Origin of the sequence: Methylocella tundrae, assembly GCF_038024855.1 — a bacterium.
GTDB classification, from domain to species: domain Bacteria; phylum Pseudomonadota; class Alphaproteobacteria; order Rhizobiales; family Beijerinckiaceae; genus Methylocapsa; species Methylocapsa tundrae.
Genome location: NZ_CP139088.1, coordinates 16,255 through 30,924 on the forward strand (window position 1 = coordinate 16,255; position 14,670 = coordinate 30,924).

The following is a 14,670-nucleotide window of genomic DNA, read 5'->3' on the forward strand; positions in this document are numbered from 1 at the left end:
GTCACATGAAGGTCGTGGCGAGGTCCACCGTCGAGCGGCTTCCGATCGCGTCAACGTTCGCATCGAGCCACTTCGTCGCTGTTCGCCGGCCCTCTTCAAACAAGCCATGCAGAAAATTCCAGTCAGTCTCGATTTTGGTAGCCGCGCCGAGCGCCGCCATCGCCGCGTCATTGCCGAGCCAATGGATGAACATGCGGCTGTACTTTGTGGAATCAAGCTGGTTCTCGTCGAGCAATTGCGTGACGAAAGCGATGGCGCGCATCTCCCGCATGAGCGATGAATTGAAGCTGATCTCGTTCACTCTGTTGGCGATCGCCGTCGCCGTGACCGGCAGGTCAGGGCGTTCGATCGGGTTGACGTGAACGATCAGCACATCCTTGCAGCCGCCCGCATAGATCAACGGGAAGATCGCCGGATTGCCCATGTAGCCGCCGTCCCAATAGTGTTCGCCGTCGATCTCGACGGCGCGGAACAGTTGCGGCAGGCAGGCCGAAGCAAGCACGGCCTCGAGCGACAGCGACGATTTCTCGAAAACTTTAATCTTCCCCGTACGCACGTTGGTCGCGCTGATGAAAAGGGGCGGCGCAGCAGGCGACGCCTTCAGCCGATCAAAATCAACGGTGTTGAGCAAGATCGTCTTCAGCGGATTGAGGTCGAGCGGATTGCACTGTTGCGGCGTCAGGGTTTGCGTCATCGTCTGGAACGCGATGAAGCTCGGCGTCAGCTCGACCGGCGCCCCGCACATCCGGAGCCATGCATCAAGAGGCGTCGCGCCGACAGGGCTGAATAGCTGGCCGGTGCGCGATACGCCCCGCCAGAACTCGGCCAGCTTCTCGCGGGCGGCCTCCGGGCCGCCGATTGCAAGGCCGTAGGCAAGGGCGACCGCGTTCATCGCGCCGGAGCTCGTCGCGCTTATGGCCTCGACCCCCAGACGCCCGTCTTCAAGCAGACGGTCGAGCATGCCCCAGACGAACGCGCCGTGGGCGCCGCCGCCCTGCAACGCAAGCTTTACGGGCTTGCGGCCGGACGCGTCAGCATCGGAGCAAGGAGAGCTTTGCCGCATGTTCACGCGATCCCCACGAGACAAGGGCTCAAAGCCGGAAAATCGCACGCAGCCGGGACCGTCCTTGGCGCCGCCGGCGGCGCCGAATCGCCTACGGCGGTCAGGATGGCGACGCCTTGGATATCAGGGAATGCTTGTGATTGTCGCCGACATTGATGGTGACGTTCACCGTCACCGAAGCGGCAGGAGCGATTGTCGTCGCGGCGGTCCGCAATGACGCGATCGCGCGTTCCGCCGTCCGGAGCGTCTCCAGTTGGCAGGCGGGCTCCGGCTGCAGCGACGGGTCGACCAGACTGAGATACGTCGCCAATGCGTGCCAGCAAGACAGTGACGATTTCGCCTTTCCGAGGGAATTGTAGGGCTGCAAAACGCCGACATGGGAGAAACCCAAGAATTGAGGCGGAAGATTAGGAACGACATCCGGCACGTTGACGATCCGCCACGACGTCAGGTCCGATCCGTTGAACGTCGCCGCGAATGTAGAATCGCCGACGCGCGGCGAGGCGAATGTGCAGAGCGAAGGGTTCGCGATCTGGGTGGTCCGCGCGTTGTCCGCGACGTAGAGGGTTGCGAGCGCTGCGCCGAGACTGTGCCCCGCGACGGCGATCGCGGGAGGCGAGAATGGGATCTCTGTTCGCGCGGCCGCCGCGGCGCGACGATGGACCAATGCGGCGACCTGCTGCGAAAATCCGCCGACTGATCGAAGCGACCGCGGAACTGCGGCCGCGCTGGCTGGCGCTTCCACGATCTCAAGCGTGTCGTAGATGCGGGCGAAGCCAGCGCCCACCGAGCCGCAGCCCGGCGCCTTGAATGGCGTCAATATGGAGGCGTTCAAATCGTCCCACCACTCGACGCCATTCGACGTTCCGCGAATGGCGAGGATGAACTGGTGCGGTTCGTCCATCTTTTGCGCGATGAACCCGTAAAAAATCGGATCTCCGCTCTCGATGATAAAGTCCCGCATCTCGACCCATGCGGCGAGCTGATAACCTCTCGGAAAATTCGAGGACTGCTGCGGCGTCAGATTACTCGGGTCGGCGTCATACATGGCGTAGGCCGCCGCGATGAACCTGCCGTAAAGCACCGCGGCGGCCGGATCGAATGGAGCGCCCATGCGGGCTCCTGCGCCTGTCACCGCCGCCATTTCCTCATCGCACACTGGCGCGCTCGTCGCCGTCGCGCTCACCGGTTCGGAGGTGGCTACGGGGCCGGTGGCGAGGGGCGACGAGCCCAGCAGCGATAACAGCAGCGCGCCGTTCGGAGACCCTAATCCCGTACAAGCGTCCCAGCCGGGTTTTGCCGAGAAGCCGCCAACGCCAAATACGGTATTGTTTCCTGTCACGACGTCATTCGTCGCGCCGGCTTTCATATGTGCGTAAAGCAGCGGGATGAAGAAGCCGGCCTTCCGCCCCAATTGTTGACTGAGGATGGCGGCGAGCGCCGCCCATTGGGGAGCGGCGGCGCTGGTTCCGCCGCTCACCTGATCGACTCCGTTTGAACGGACGTTGACGCCTGTGTCCGGATCCGCGTCCGCCGCAACGTCGGGGACGCCGCGCATCAAAAGGGCGGCGCCCTTCTCGGCGCTGACGCCATTCTGCCAACGAGGAACCTGAAAGTGAATGCTGACGCCGCCGCCGGTCGCCCACCCGTCCCCGTCGTTCCAGACGGTTTCCTTCGCTTTGGCGCGGCCGCCGCCGAGCAAACTTGTGCCGCCGCAAGACGCCACTCCATTGGGGCATGTCCCGGGGAAGTCAGCGTGTCGCTGACCATCAAAGCCTTCGTCGGTTGGCTGTTCATCGGCGCAACCATGATCGCCCGCGGCCACGAAGATCGGCACATTCAAAAGCGTCGCGCTTTGTCCGAGCGAATCCCAGACGTTCATCGATTGCTGCGACCATACCTTCTCAGGTGATCCCCAACTGATCGAAACCGCCGTCGTCGCGGGATCGTGGACAGCTTGCGACGCCGCCTGAAAAAACCCTTGATCAGTGTTATCCGAGAAATAGACGACGATCGTCGCGCCCGGCGCCATCGCGCCGACGACCTCGATGTCCAGCATGACCTCGCCATCGCTGCCGGGGTCTTGTCCGTAGGGAACCGGCGCGCCCGGAACGACGCTGACCGTGCGGACCGTGGGCGTCTTCGTCAGGCCAGCGGCGGCGAAATATGTCTGCAGATCCTGCGATCCATAGTTTCCGCCAAGCTCGATCAGCGCAATCGTTTGTCCGGCGCCGTCGCCTGGCGGGAAGTTGTAGAGAGCTGAAAGTTGATTTGGATAATAGGATTGCTGAGCGGCGCGTGACCTGAACCGAGGCTTCGCCGCGGGCCGGTTGTCGAGTCCCAACACGGCTTCGACATAGGGCGCGATGTCGGCCGGTAAAAGCAGCGGCCCTTGCCGTCCGCGATATGTGCATTTTCCTGTTTCGTAATCGTGCAACGCGGTCCCGAACGCCTGCTCCATGTCGGATGCGGAGCCGGAAAGCTCGACGACGCGTCGGCCCTGGTCCACGTTCTTTACGATCAGCCCGTGTCTGGCGGCGAAGGATCTCACGGCGGCGATTGCTTCGTCGCTCGCCCCGTATCGCTCCGCGAAGGCCGCGGGATCGGCAAGCGGCCGTTCGTGAGGCGTCGCCAAAGCGTGCTCCGCCAGATCGCCCTGCGGAATCGCGGTCTTGCGCGTTAGGACGACGGTGACGTCAACTTTAGCAGCCGGATCGGTCTTCCCGACAAGTCTAGCTCCGGCTACAACGCTGCGGGCGCTGCCCGGCAGGATTTGACGCGCTGATTGCATCTTCTCTACTCCGTTCCAGTAACATTTCTTTGAGAATGCTGGATTTAGTTCGGGTTTAGAGAGGCTCAGTTCAGTTACTTTTTCGTCGAAGGAGAAGAGTCGCAACCGTTGACGAGACTATATAATCATAACACTAATATTGATAGTGTATAAGTAAGGCGCGTTTTATTGCGAGGCGAATAAAACGGGCGCCTTGAAAATCAAAGAGATCAGGCCTTGTATGTTCTTTGCTTAGCGTCTGAAACATTGAAATGTTAGGCCTCATCCTCCTCCTATTTGGGCTCCTAGGCAATATCAAAACGCGAAAGTCTGAATCTGTCTTCGTCAAGAAGTTAGAGCACGATGGCGCCCGTAAGCTGGCTTCTGGGCGGCGCAATGTTCCGTGGGACGCTGTCGGCGGGCAACAGCCGTAGACCTCTTGTTTCACATCCTTATTGCTTTGGCAGGATTTCGAAGATGAGAACGCGCGTTTTGCCATCTGCCACATTTCGAGCGGACATCTGACCCATCGGGTGGCTGGAGCCGGGCGCCTCGAAATAGGTGGATCCCGCTTTGAAAATTTCCGTCTTGCCGTTTTTCCAAGCTATGGCGATTGCGCCCTCGAGCACGTAGCGCATGCCGGGCCCTTTGTGAGTATGCTCCGGAATTGCCGCGCCTGGGTCCATTTCGAGCAGCGTCATCTTCATGGCGTATTCGCCGGACAGGCTTCCAAGGGCTTGTTGGTCCAATACAGCGCCTTTGAACTTCGCGTCATCCGATCTCGCCGCGGGTATAGAGCCGAGCAACAGGAGAGCGACTAAAGCCGCCGCGCGCCGCAAGGTTGTCATAGCGATCTCCCAGAGTTGTCCCACGCCCTTTTGGGATCGGTCACGCTGGCCGATACCAGCGACCTGACAACGGCGGCGCCCTTTTCTTTGTTCCGCTTTCCTTTGCCTGGCTGCGCCTTCAGATGGGCGGAGGACGCGAGGATGGTTTCCGTTTGGCGAAAACTTACCGCAAGAGGCTCCTTTGCATGATCCCTGGAGCGACGGCGCCCCAAGCCTGTCATGCTCCGTTGAGGGCGCGCTCAGGCCGGTCTGGCCGTGAAAAGCCCGTCATTGCCGAGCATTGGGTCCGCGTCCTCAAAAGGCGCGTTTGAAGCAAATATGCGCTGCTTCAGCCATTTGCGTTCGGAACCGACCTTATCCGGCGACGCCCAGGCGCTTTGCTGGCGGGTGCGGTTGGAACGCCTTCGTAAGGCCGAAGATCAAGATGAGGGTGATCGCGTAAACAAGAAGCTGCATTCCCGAAGGCTGATCGGTGTAGCCGACGAGCGTATGCAGAACGCGCCCGAGCAAACTGCTATCGGACAGAATCGCGGACGTATCCCAGACCGTTCCTTCGAGGGCGGTTGCGACGCCGGCCTGCTGAAGGAAGACGACGCTCTGAGCGGCAAGTCCGGCGGCGAGGAAAGTGATGAGAACGGTTGTCACGCCGAACAGGTATCGGCCGGGAATCTTGATCAAGCCGAGAAAAGTCAAAGCGCTGACCCCGCAACCAAGCAGAAGGCCGGCGAGCCCGCCAGCCACGAGGCCGGACATCGAGGCGCCGCCTGCGATCACTATGCCATAAAGAAACAGCACGATCTCCGAGCCCTCCCGCAGCACCGCGACCGCGACGACGATCGCCACCGCGGCGAGCGAGCGCGAGCCTTTCGCAGCGGCGGCGCCGATTTCTTTCATTTGCGCCGCAAGTTCGCGCCCATGCCGGGCCATCCAGATGTTGTGCCAGGCCAGCATGATGACGGCGACGGCGAGAACGCTGGCGTTGAACAGTTCCTGACCGACGCCGGCCAAAGCATTCGAGATCTGGTCGGCGAAGACCGCAAGGAGACCGGCCCCAGTGACGCCGGCCGCGACGCCCGTGGCGATCCATCGGCCCCGGCCAGGCACGCCTCTTGTCACGGCAAGCAGGATGCCGACGATAATCCCGGCCTCGATGACTTCCCGGAAAACGATAATCAACGCGCCAAGCATCGGAGCCTTCTCACTGAACGACCAGGAAGCCTTCGGTCGTGTCTTCATGGTAGTCGTCAAAAAATCTGTACCGTCCCGGCGCGAGCGGGCGAATCTGGAGGGTGATCACACCACCGCCCGCGACGACTTTCTCGACGCGCAGTGTTTTGCTTTCGAATTCGGCGGGCGTCGCGTCGAGGTTTTTGATTTCTATTGTGATCGGCTTGCCAGCCGGCGCATGCGCCTCCGCGGGCTGGAACCGGTGATCCTTGAGCGACAGGCGCACGGTCGCGGCGTCTTCGGCGCGGACCGCGGCGGTCCAACCGGCGGCGAGGAAGCAAATCGCCAGTGCGCCGGCGCTCATGGTCGATCTTCTCGAAGCAGACAGCTTCATCTCTCAACTCCTGCAATTGCGGCGGCGCTGCCGCTGGAATATGACTGCGGCAACGCCGTCCTGGAGCAGAATGCGTTTAAGCGAAATCGAATTGCTGTTCGTGAAGTCTTTGTTATAACACATGATATTTGTCCAGAAAGTTGGCCACTTTTCGGCATCGCGCTTTAGAACTCGATTTCGAGCTTGAGGTTGGCGAGCCTGCGCTGGAAGTTTGTGAGGTCCAAAGAGCGGCCCTCGCCAATCGCATGGCCTGAGACCTCCGTCGAAAACGCCGCCGCCAGCATGATTTTGCTGGTGAACTGGATATGCAATGTCGGACCTATGTAGAGAGCGTTGCCGAGGAAGGATTGCATGCCGAGGCCGTCGAAGGCGCGGTAATATTGCAGTTCGCCGCCAAGCGTCACTTTCGGAGTGACGCGATATGACATCGCCGCCGTCATGCCGAGATCGGAACTTCGCTGCCAGAAGGTTTCGCCGTAGGCCCTGGCGACGTCGGGCTCATAGATCAGATTGGCGGCGGCATAGAGTCGATTGGGAATGAGTTCGGTGTCCGCGATCAGTCGGAAGGCTGCGCTGAAATCTGTCATGACCGCGCCGCTGACGTCGTTAACGCGAGCCCATTCGGGCGCGACGGTAACGGTCAAGCCGAACGGCGAGGCGGGGCCGCGATCGACGAGAAGAAATCTAAATTCCGCCGAAAGGCCGCCAAAGTTGAAGTTATGAAAATTGTCGAGGCCGTTCACGTTGTTGACCGACTGCAACAGGCCATGAGCGCTCAACTCATAACCGAAAAACTGCGTCGGCACGCTTTCGAACTCGATCTCCTGCTCGATGGCGGAAAACGATCCGCCGCGCATCGCGAAGGAGCCCGTCGTCTCGAATTCGATAGCTCTTTCGCCTTCTTCGCCAATGTCGCTGCCCTCGGTGAACCCGAAAATATACTTGGTCTCAAGCTCATGAAAGGCGTCGATCGCAGTTGGGGAGGCCCCCTGCGTCAGGGCGGGCGCATCAGCGGCGCGCGCGGGCAGGGCATGCGAACAGGTCAAGGCCGCCAGGAGGAAGGGATTTATCCGGGCCGTGCCGGCGCGCAGGTACAGATGAAGGTTACGCATGGAAGAGTCCCGCCGGTCCGAGCAGTCAATGTCGCACCGCTGCGGTGTGATAAGCGTAAATAAAACGCCCCTGCAATAAACATTCGAAACTTTAGAATCATTATAATAGGGGCGTGTACAAAGATGCACTTTGATTATAAGGTATTATCGCGCTTATTATGAGTAATCTAAACTTTCGGTGCGCGTCCGGCAGCCGCACAGGCGGGAGACGACGCATTATGCGGAAAGTCGCGTCGCCGCCGACGCCGGAGCCTCGAGGCGACCGGCAGCCTGCAAAGGAGAAGATGGAATGTCCGGCCTTATGATTTATAAGGCGCCGGCGTGCGCGCCGCACGCCGGCGCCAGGAGAGGAACGACGTGACAGACGAGATCATCGTGAAGGATAGCAATGGAACGAGGCTCGCCGACGGCGACGACGTGACGCTCATTAAGGATTTGAAGGTCAAAGGCACGTCCGAGACGCTGAAGCGCGGGACTTTGGTCAGAAACATTCGGCTGACGGATGCGCCCGGCGAAATTGAGTGCAGCACGAAGCAGGTGAAAGGACTCGTGCTCAAAACCGAATTCCTCAAAAAGGCATAGCCGCGGGGCCCTGGGCGGCCGCCGCGCGCGAGGCGAGGAATTGATCCTCGTCCTTTTGTCGTTCGCCAATGGCCATCTCGCGCCGCCGCGCGATTGATCGGTTAAAATGCGCAAGACGTGGCTGGTCTGACCTTCATTCGTCGATCATCCACGGAAAAGCGCAAAATAAATGACGTAGAGCCAGCCCAGAATTCCGTCGATGATCGCCCACAGGATCGAGTGGTTCGCCGAATATGAAATCGTGATGGCCAGCGCCGAGCCGAAGCCAATTCCATATTTGGCTCCCTCGACCCGGACCCCGTAATAGCGGCTGCCGTTCATCTCGTTTTCCTCGCATCGTGACCAGCCATTCTTGGCGGCCCTGATCAAAGCACGGTCGGATAGGCCCTCCAAGATGTTTTCCGCGAATGCGGCGCCATGCGCCGCCTCAAAAGCGTCAGGCCGCTCCTTGATCTCTCGCCGACTCGACCGCGAGACGCGCGACGGTCTGGCGCAGCCATATATGCGCTGGATCGTGATCATACGAGGCGTGCCAAAGCAGGGAGATGGATATTTCCGGCAGTTCTACCGGCGGCGGGCTGAGGGTCAGGCCGAGGGTTTCGGCGAAGAAACGCGCCAGACGCGCATGCATGGTGGTGACCACCGGCGCGCCGCGCACAAGGAACGGCACCGCGATGAAGCGCGGCGTCGTCAGGACGATTGTGCGCTTGAGCCCGAGCTTCGAAAGCGCGTCGTCCACGACCCCATGCTCGCCGGGCCGCAGGCTCGTCAGCACATGCGGCAGCCGGACGTAATCGTCGAGCGAGATCGGCGGCGACAGTCCCACCAGCGCGGCGTTGAACATGCATAAATATGTTTCGGTGAAGAGCGGCCGTTGCTTATGGTGCGTCTGTCCTTCCGCGAACGAACCGATCCCGAATGCGATGTCGAGGCGGTCGGCGTCGAGATTGTCGAGGATCTGCGACGAGTCGATGCTATGCAGCCGCAGCCTGACGCCCGGCGCCGTTTTGCAAAGATGGGAGAGGAGCGCGGGGCCGATGAGCACCTCGACGCTATCCGGCAGCCCGATGCGAAACACGCGATCGGCGGTGCGTGGATCAAAGGCCTGCTCCCGCGACACCAGCGCCTCGATTTGGGAGAGCGCGACCCGCACGGGATCGATGAGCCCAAGAGCGCGGGGCGTCGGGCGCATGCCGTCCGGCGCGCGCGTCAGGAGTTCGTCGCCAAACAGCGCGCGAAGACGCGCGAGATTGTGGCTCATCGCCGATTGTCCAATGCCGATGCGCGCGGCGGCGCGGGTGACGCTGCGCTCCGAAAGCAGCGCGTCGAGGGCGACAAGCAGATTAAGATCGAGGCGCGCTAAATTACTATAATCGATGGACATCATTGATCCGATCTATTTGACTAATGATGTGGCGGATAGCATCTGTCTGTCAACGGCGGATGTCCGGGTTTTGAGCCCGGCGCCAAGCAAAATCAGATGATGAAGGATTTGATCATGAACTTTTATCGAACACTCGCAGCGGCCGCGTTTGCGCTTGCCTCTCTCAGCGCAGTCGAGGCCGAGGGACTAAAACCGATCCAGAGCCAGGCCATCGATCTCGGCGGCTTGTCCGGCGTCGCCTACTACACGGTGGAGAGCGATGGTTTCCACGTCGTCGCCACGCTTGCGCAGGAGGGCGAGGACGGAGCGCCGGTGCGCGTCAAGAGCGTGCTCGCGCCCGGCCAGAGCGTCACTTTCTCGACGCCTCGCGGCGCCGGCGCCCAGGCCGAAGCCGTCGAGATCAGCCGGTGGAACGACCACGTGCTCGTGCACAAGACGGCGCTCTCAAACTAAGCCCCGCGCCGGCCGGCATGTGCAAAGATAGCGATAGGGACGCCGGACAAGGCGTCCCTTTTGCCGTGACGCTTGCCCCGTGGCGGCGCCAGCGTCGGTTATCGGCCTCCGGCCAGGCCGCTGACGGCAATAGACCCGCTTCAGGTCCATTCCGTCCCAGCGCCAAAGGGTGCGATTTGTAACTTGCGGCATTGCGCAAATCATCAGCTTGCGCAAAATCTGGCGATGGCATCGAAATTTCTTCGCATTCTGGTTATCGACGCGAATCGCATTCGCGCCTCGATCATAGAGGCCGGCCTGCGTGAAGCGGGCCATGACAATGTGACGGTCATTCATGACATCGACGGGATTGCGAGGCGGATCGCCGAGATCAATCCCGACGTCATCGTCATTGACCTCGAAAATCCCAATCGGGACATGCTGGAGAACATGTTCCAGCTCTCGCGCGCCGTGAAACGGCCGATCGCCATGTTCGTGGACCGCTCCGATCACGCGGAGATAGAGGCGGCTGTCGACGCCGGCGTGTCCGCCTATGTGGTCGACGGTCTTAAGCAGGAACGCGTCAAGCCGATCCTTCACATGGCGATCAGCCGGTTCAACGCTTTTTCCCGCCTCACTCGCGAACTCGAGGAAGCCCGCAGCGAGCTTGAAGACCGCAAGCTGATCGAGCGCGCCAAGGGAATCCTCATCAAGTCAAATGGACTGTCGGAGGAGGCGGCCTATGCGCTCTTGCGAAAGACCGCGATGAACCAGAACCGCAAGATGGTGGAGATCGCCCAAAGCCTTGTGACCGCCGCGGCGCTGCTCGGACCCGGAGAGAAACCATGAGCCAGGCTCATCAAATCACGGCTGGTTTCATGCCTTTGCTCGACAGCGCGCTCCTTGTCGCGGCAAAAGAGAAGGGTTTTGCTGCGGCGGAAGGCGTCGATTTGGTCCTCATGCGCGAAACGTCATGGGCGAACATCCGCGATCGTCTGGCCGTCGGCCATTTTCAGGTGGCGCACATGCTGGCGCCGATGCCGATCGCCAGCAATCTCGGATTAACGCCGCTCGCCTCACGCACGATAGCGCCCATGGCGCTTGGCCTTGGAGGCAACGCCGTCACGGTTTCGAATACGCTTTGGAGGGCTATGGAAGCGCATGGCGCAAGGGCCGATCTTGATCCAATGTCATCCGGCCTCGCGCTGAAGGCGGTGCTGGCGGGCCGAGCGGCGAAGGGTCTGCCGCCGTTGCGCTTCGCCGTCGTTCATCCGCACTCTGGGCATAATTACGAGTTGCGCTACTGGCTTGCGGCCTGCGGCGTCGAGCCCGATCGCGATGTCGAGATCGTCGTCGTGCCGCCGCCGCTGATGCTGGATGCGATCGGCGCCGGCGGCATTGACGGCTATTGCGTCGGCGAGCCGTGGAACACCGCGGCGGACATTCTGGGTTACGGACGCATCGTCACCGTCAAGGCGGCCATCTGGAAGTCCAGCCCCGAAAAGGTTTTGGGCGTTGAGGCGCGCTGGGCGGAGGCCAATCCCGAGGCGCTTGCCGCCTTGCTGCGAGCGCTCTATCAGGCGGCGCGCTGGTGCGGCGACGCGACAAACCGGGAAGAACTGGCCTCGCTGATCGCCGGTCCCGCCTTTCTTGCGAGGCCGGCGGACTGGATGACGCCGGCGCTCTCAGGCCGCATTCGCGCTGGCGGCGACATCCTGGCCGTGGATGATTTTTTCATTCCGTTCGCAAAGGCCGCGACCTTTCCCTGGAAAAGCCATGCGCTCTGGTTCTATACGCAGATGGTGCGCTGGGGACAGGTGAGCCACGACAAGTCCAACGAGGCAGTCGCGCGCGAGACCTACCGTCCCGACCTTTACCGCTCGGCGCTGAAGCCGCTCGGCGTGGCGCTGCCCGGGGCGAACGCAAAGGTGGAGGGGGCGCTCGGAGCAGCCACCCCGGTCGGCTCGGCGGGCGCGAGCCTGACTCTCGGCCCCGATGGCTTCTTTGACGGCGGCCTGTTCGATCCCGACGAGATCGACGCTTACATTTCCGCTCAAAGTCGCGCCGCTATCCGCTGATCGTCGGGACGGCAATGTCCTGCTGTCCAGATTTTGTGCGCCCGCGAAGTGCAGAATGCCAGTTATTTGACCGGAGCCTACGACCGCGATTCGTGGCCACTATGGCCGCCTTCTGATTTCATTGTGGATTCGCCCTTCCCTGAATATTGGCTCGGTTCTTGCTATGATAGTAGGCAAGGCTGAATAGGCCGCGAGATACGGCGTCCAATGGCGGGCGCACCATAAGCAAAGCTGCTGATCGGGCAATCTCAATCCGGGACTCAACGGATTGCGAAGGCTTGGCCGGCGGCTTTTTTTTGTTTTTCAGCACAGAGCCGCAAGGCCCGTCGCCGGCGCCGATCACGGCTGTGACTGCATCAGACACTGAATTGCAAAGGCATCGAACGCATGACCGAGAAACTCGTCATCATCGGCAACGGCATGGCGCCCGGCAGAATGCTGGAGCATCTCCTCGAAAGGGAGCCGGACCGCTACGAGATCACCATTTTCAACGCCGAGCCGCGCGTCAATTACGACCGCATCATGCTCTCGCCGGTGCTTTCCGGAGAGAAGGACTATGAGCAGATCATCATCCACGGCGACGGCTGGTACATCAAGAACAACATCACCCTCTACAAGGGCCACAAGATCGTCGCCATCGACCGTGTGGCAAAGACAGTCGTGTCGGACCACGGCGCAATCGAAGCCTACGACAAGCTGGTGATCGCCACCGGCTCGACGCCCATGATCCTGCCGGTTCCAGGTCATGGCCTTCCGGGCGTGCTTACCTATCGCGATCTCGACGACGTCAACGCCATGTTGCTTGCCGCGCAGTCGCGCGACACGGCGATCGTCATCGGCGGCGGTCTTCTTGGTCTCGAGGCCGCAGCCGGCCTCGCGGCCCGCGGCATGGATGTCACGGTTCTCCATCTGATGCCGACTCTGATGGAGCGCCAGCTTGATCCCGCGGCGGGCTATCTGTTGCAACGCGCCGTCGAGGAGCGCGGCATCAAGGTCATCACCAGGGCCAACACAAAGGCCATTCTCGGCAAGGAAAGGGTGGAGGCCGTCGAACTCGCCGATGGCTCCATCATTCCGGCGACGCTGGTCGTTATGGCTGCGGGCATCCGGCCCAATTCGGGTCTCGCGAGAGACGCCGGCCTTGAGATCAATCGCGGGATATCGGTCGACGCCGGCATGCGCGCCTCCGACCCGGATATCCTCGCCATCGGCGAGTGCGCGGAAGTTGGCGGCCATGTCTACGGCCTAGTCGCGCCGCTCTATGAAATGGCGCGGGTCGCGGCGGCGCGTCTTTGTGGAGATGAAACGGCGGCCTTCGTTCACAACGATACGCCGACGAAGCTTAAGGTCACCGGGATCGAACTGTTCTCCCTTGGCGATTTCGCCGATGGGGATGACCGGGAGGAAATCGTTCTGCGCGATGCCGCCGCCGGCGTCTACAAGCGCCTGATGATCAAGGACAACTGCGTCATCGGCGCCGTGTTGTTCGGCGAGACGTCCGATGGCGCCTGGTTCAACGACCTCAAGAAGAAAGAGGTCGATATTTCCGAAATGCGCGACACATTGATTTTTGGCCAGGCCTATCAGGGGGGCTCCCCCCTGGACCCTATGGCGGCCGTTGCAGCCTTGCCGGATGATGCGGAAATCTGCGGCTGTAACGGCGTATCCAAAAGCAAAATCACCGGCGCGATTATCACGAAGGGGCTGACGTCGCTGGATGACGTCCGCGCCCATACAAAAGCGTCCGCCTCCTGCGGTTCCTGCACGGGCCTTGTCGAACAGCTCATGAAGCTGACGCTTGGCGCCGCCTACAATCCCGCAGCCGCGCAGCCGCTGTGCGGATGCACGACGCTCGGCCATGACGATGTGCGCCGGCTCATAAAGGCGAAAGGGTTGAAGACCATTCCAGCCGTCATGCAGGAACTCGAATGGAAGACATCCTGCGGCTGCGCCAAATGCCGGCCCGCGCTGAATTACTATCTCGTCTGCGACTGGCCGGACGAATATGCCGATGACTATCAATCCCGTTTCATCAACGAGCGCGTCCACGCCAACATACAGAAGGACGGAACCTATTCGGTGGTGCCGCGCATGTGGGGCGGCGTCACCAGCGCCAAGGAGCTGCGCGCGATCGCCGACGTTGTTGACAAGTTCGCGATTCCGACGGTGAAGGTGACCGGGGGGCAGCGCATCGACATGCTGGGCATAAAAAAGGAAGATTTGCCCGCCGTGTGGGCGGACCTCGGAACGGCCGGGTTCGTGTCGGGCCACGCCTACGCCAAGGGGCTCCGCACCGTGAAGACATGCGTCGGGTCGGACTGGTGCCGCTTCGGCACGCAGGATTCGACTGGCTTTGGCATTCGCATCGAAAGATTCATGTGGGGCTCATGGACGCCCGCCAAAGTCAAAATGGCGGTGTCCGGCTGTCCGCGCAATTGCGCGGAAGCAACCTGCAAGGATGTGGGCGTGATTTGCGTCGACTCGGGCTATGAGATTCATTTCGCTGGGGCGGCGGGTCTCGACATCAAGGGCACGGAGGTGCTGGGCCTGGTGAGGACTGAGGATGAAGCGTTGGAAGTGATTGTCGCGCTCGTCCAGATGTATCGTGAGCAGGGGCGCTATCTCGAGCGCATCTACAAATGGGCCAAACGGGTCGGCGTCGCGGAAATAAGGCTGCAGATCGTCGACGATCTGGAGCGGCGCAAAACCTACTTCGATCGTTTCGTCTTCTCGCAGAAGTTCGCGCAGGTCGATCCGTGGTCTGAGCGCGTCTCGGGCAAGGATAAGCACGAGTTCCGGCCGATGGCGACCGTCGGCCTGGCGCAAGCGGCGGAGTGAAG

The 14,670-nt window shown here is 61.2% G+C and carries 14 protein-coding genes; 6 read left to right on the forward strand and 8 right to left on the reverse strand.

The features are described 5' to 3' along the window. Position 1 precedes the first annotated feature (1 nt). From SIN04_RS01075 to SIN04_RS01095, 5 genes are all read right to left on the reverse strand, one after another. Complete coding sequence (locus SIN04_RS01075; RefSeq protein WP_134493103.1) at positions 2 to 1,063, reverse strand: patatin-like phospholipase family protein; 1,062 nt, start codon at positions 1,061 to 1,063, stop codon at positions 2 to 4. Between the two features lie 100 nt (positions 1,064 to 1,163). After that, positions 1,164 to 3,854: a lipase family protein gene (locus SIN04_RS01080; RefSeq protein WP_134493105.1), complete on the reverse strand. Its 2,691-nt coding sequence runs from the start codon at positions 3,852 to 3,854 to the stop codon at positions 1,164 to 1,166. Positions 3,855 to 4,285: 431 nt separating this feature from the next. Next, positions 4,286 to 4,681 carry a cupin domain-containing protein gene (locus tag SIN04_RS01085; RefSeq protein WP_134493107.1) on the reverse strand — a complete coding sequence of 132 codons (396 nt, stop codon included), beginning with the start codon at positions 4,679 to 4,681 and terminating at the stop codon, positions 4,286 to 4,288. A gap of 354 nt (positions 4,682 to 5,035) precedes the next feature. Then, positions 5,036 to 5,869: an FTR1 family iron permease gene (locus SIN04_RS01090; RefSeq protein ID WP_134493109.1), complete on the reverse strand. Its 834-nt coding sequence runs from the start codon at positions 5,867 to 5,869 to the stop codon at positions 5,036 to 5,038. Positions 5,870 to 5,879: 10 nt separating this feature from the next. Next, positions 5,880 to 6,212: a cupredoxin domain-containing protein gene (locus SIN04_RS01095; protein ID WP_134493111.1), complete on the reverse strand. Its 333-nt coding sequence runs from the start codon at positions 6,210 to 6,212 to the stop codon at positions 5,880 to 5,882. On the opposite strand from SIN04_RS01095, the gene SIN04_RS01100 reads away from it, so the two are divergent. Continuing rightward, complete coding sequence (locus tag SIN04_RS01100; protein ID WP_341263910.1) at positions 6,211 to 6,360, forward strand: hypothetical protein; 150 nt, start codon at positions 6,211 to 6,213, stop codon at positions 6,358 to 6,360. The genes SIN04_RS01095 and SIN04_RS01100 overlap by 2 nt on opposite strands. A 46-nt stretch (positions 6,361 to 6,406) precedes the next feature. On the opposite strand, the gene SIN04_RS01105 is transcribed toward SIN04_RS01100, so the two are convergent. Beyond that, positions 6,407 to 7,354 (reverse strand): transporter, encoded by a 948-nt coding sequence (locus SIN04_RS01105; protein WP_134493113.1) that lies wholly within the window; start codon positions 7,352 to 7,354, stop codon positions 6,407 to 6,409. A gap of 357 nt (positions 7,355 to 7,711) precedes the next feature. On the opposite strand from SIN04_RS01105, the gene SIN04_RS01110 reads away from it, so the two are divergent. After that, positions 7,712 to 7,936, forward strand: coding sequence for an alkylphosphonate utilization protein (locus SIN04_RS01110; RefSeq protein WP_134493215.1), 225 nt, complete (start codon positions 7,712 to 7,714; stop codon positions 7,934 to 7,936). A gap of 144 nt (positions 7,937 to 8,080) precedes the next feature. Here the strand turns inward: SIN04_RS01110 and SIN04_RS01115 are convergent, their stop codons facing one another. Together SIN04_RS01115 and SIN04_RS01120 are read right to left on the reverse strand one after the other, a co-directional pair. After that, complete coding sequence (locus tag SIN04_RS01115) at positions 8,081 to 8,257, reverse strand: hypothetical protein (protein ID WP_166796068.1); 177 nt, start codon at positions 8,255 to 8,257, stop codon at positions 8,081 to 8,083. Positions 8,258 to 8,372: 115 nt separating this feature from the next. Then, complete coding sequence (locus SIN04_RS01120; RefSeq protein ID WP_134493115.1) at positions 8,373 to 9,320, reverse strand: LysR family transcriptional regulator; 948 nt, start codon at positions 9,318 to 9,320, stop codon at positions 8,373 to 8,375. Between the two features lie 114 nt (positions 9,321 to 9,434). Here SIN04_RS01120 and SIN04_RS01125 point away from each other — a divergent pair, with 114 nt between their 5' ends. The 4 genes from SIN04_RS01125 (at position 9,435) to nirB (ending at position 14,668) form a co-directional block, all read left to right on the forward strand. Next, a complete protein-coding gene (locus SIN04_RS01125) occupies positions 9,435 to 9,773 on the forward strand; it encodes a hypothetical protein (RefSeq protein WP_134493117.1) in 339 nt (112 codons plus the stop codon). A 225-nt stretch (positions 9,774 to 9,998) separates the two neighbouring features. After that, entirely contained in the window at positions 9,999 to 10,601 is a 603-nt protein-coding gene (locus SIN04_RS01130; protein ID WP_134493119.1) for an ANTAR domain-containing response regulator, read from the forward strand. Further along, the gene (locus SIN04_RS01135; RefSeq protein WP_134493121.1) at positions 10,598 to 11,830 is read left to right on the forward strand and encodes a CmpA/NrtA family ABC transporter substrate-binding protein; all 1,233 of its coding nucleotides are present in this window, start codon (positions 10,598 to 10,600) and stop codon (positions 11,828 to 11,830) included. The genes SIN04_RS01130 and SIN04_RS01135 overlap by 4 nt, the downstream gene beginning before the upstream one ends. 387 nt (positions 11,831 to 12,217) lie before the next feature. Further along, positions 12,218 to 14,668, forward strand: coding sequence for a nitrite reductase large subunit NirB (gene nirB, locus SIN04_RS01140; protein WP_322847418.1), 2,451 nt, complete (start codon positions 12,218 to 12,220; stop codon positions 14,666 to 14,668). The last annotated feature ends 2 nt before the right edge of the window (positions 14,669 to 14,670 follow it).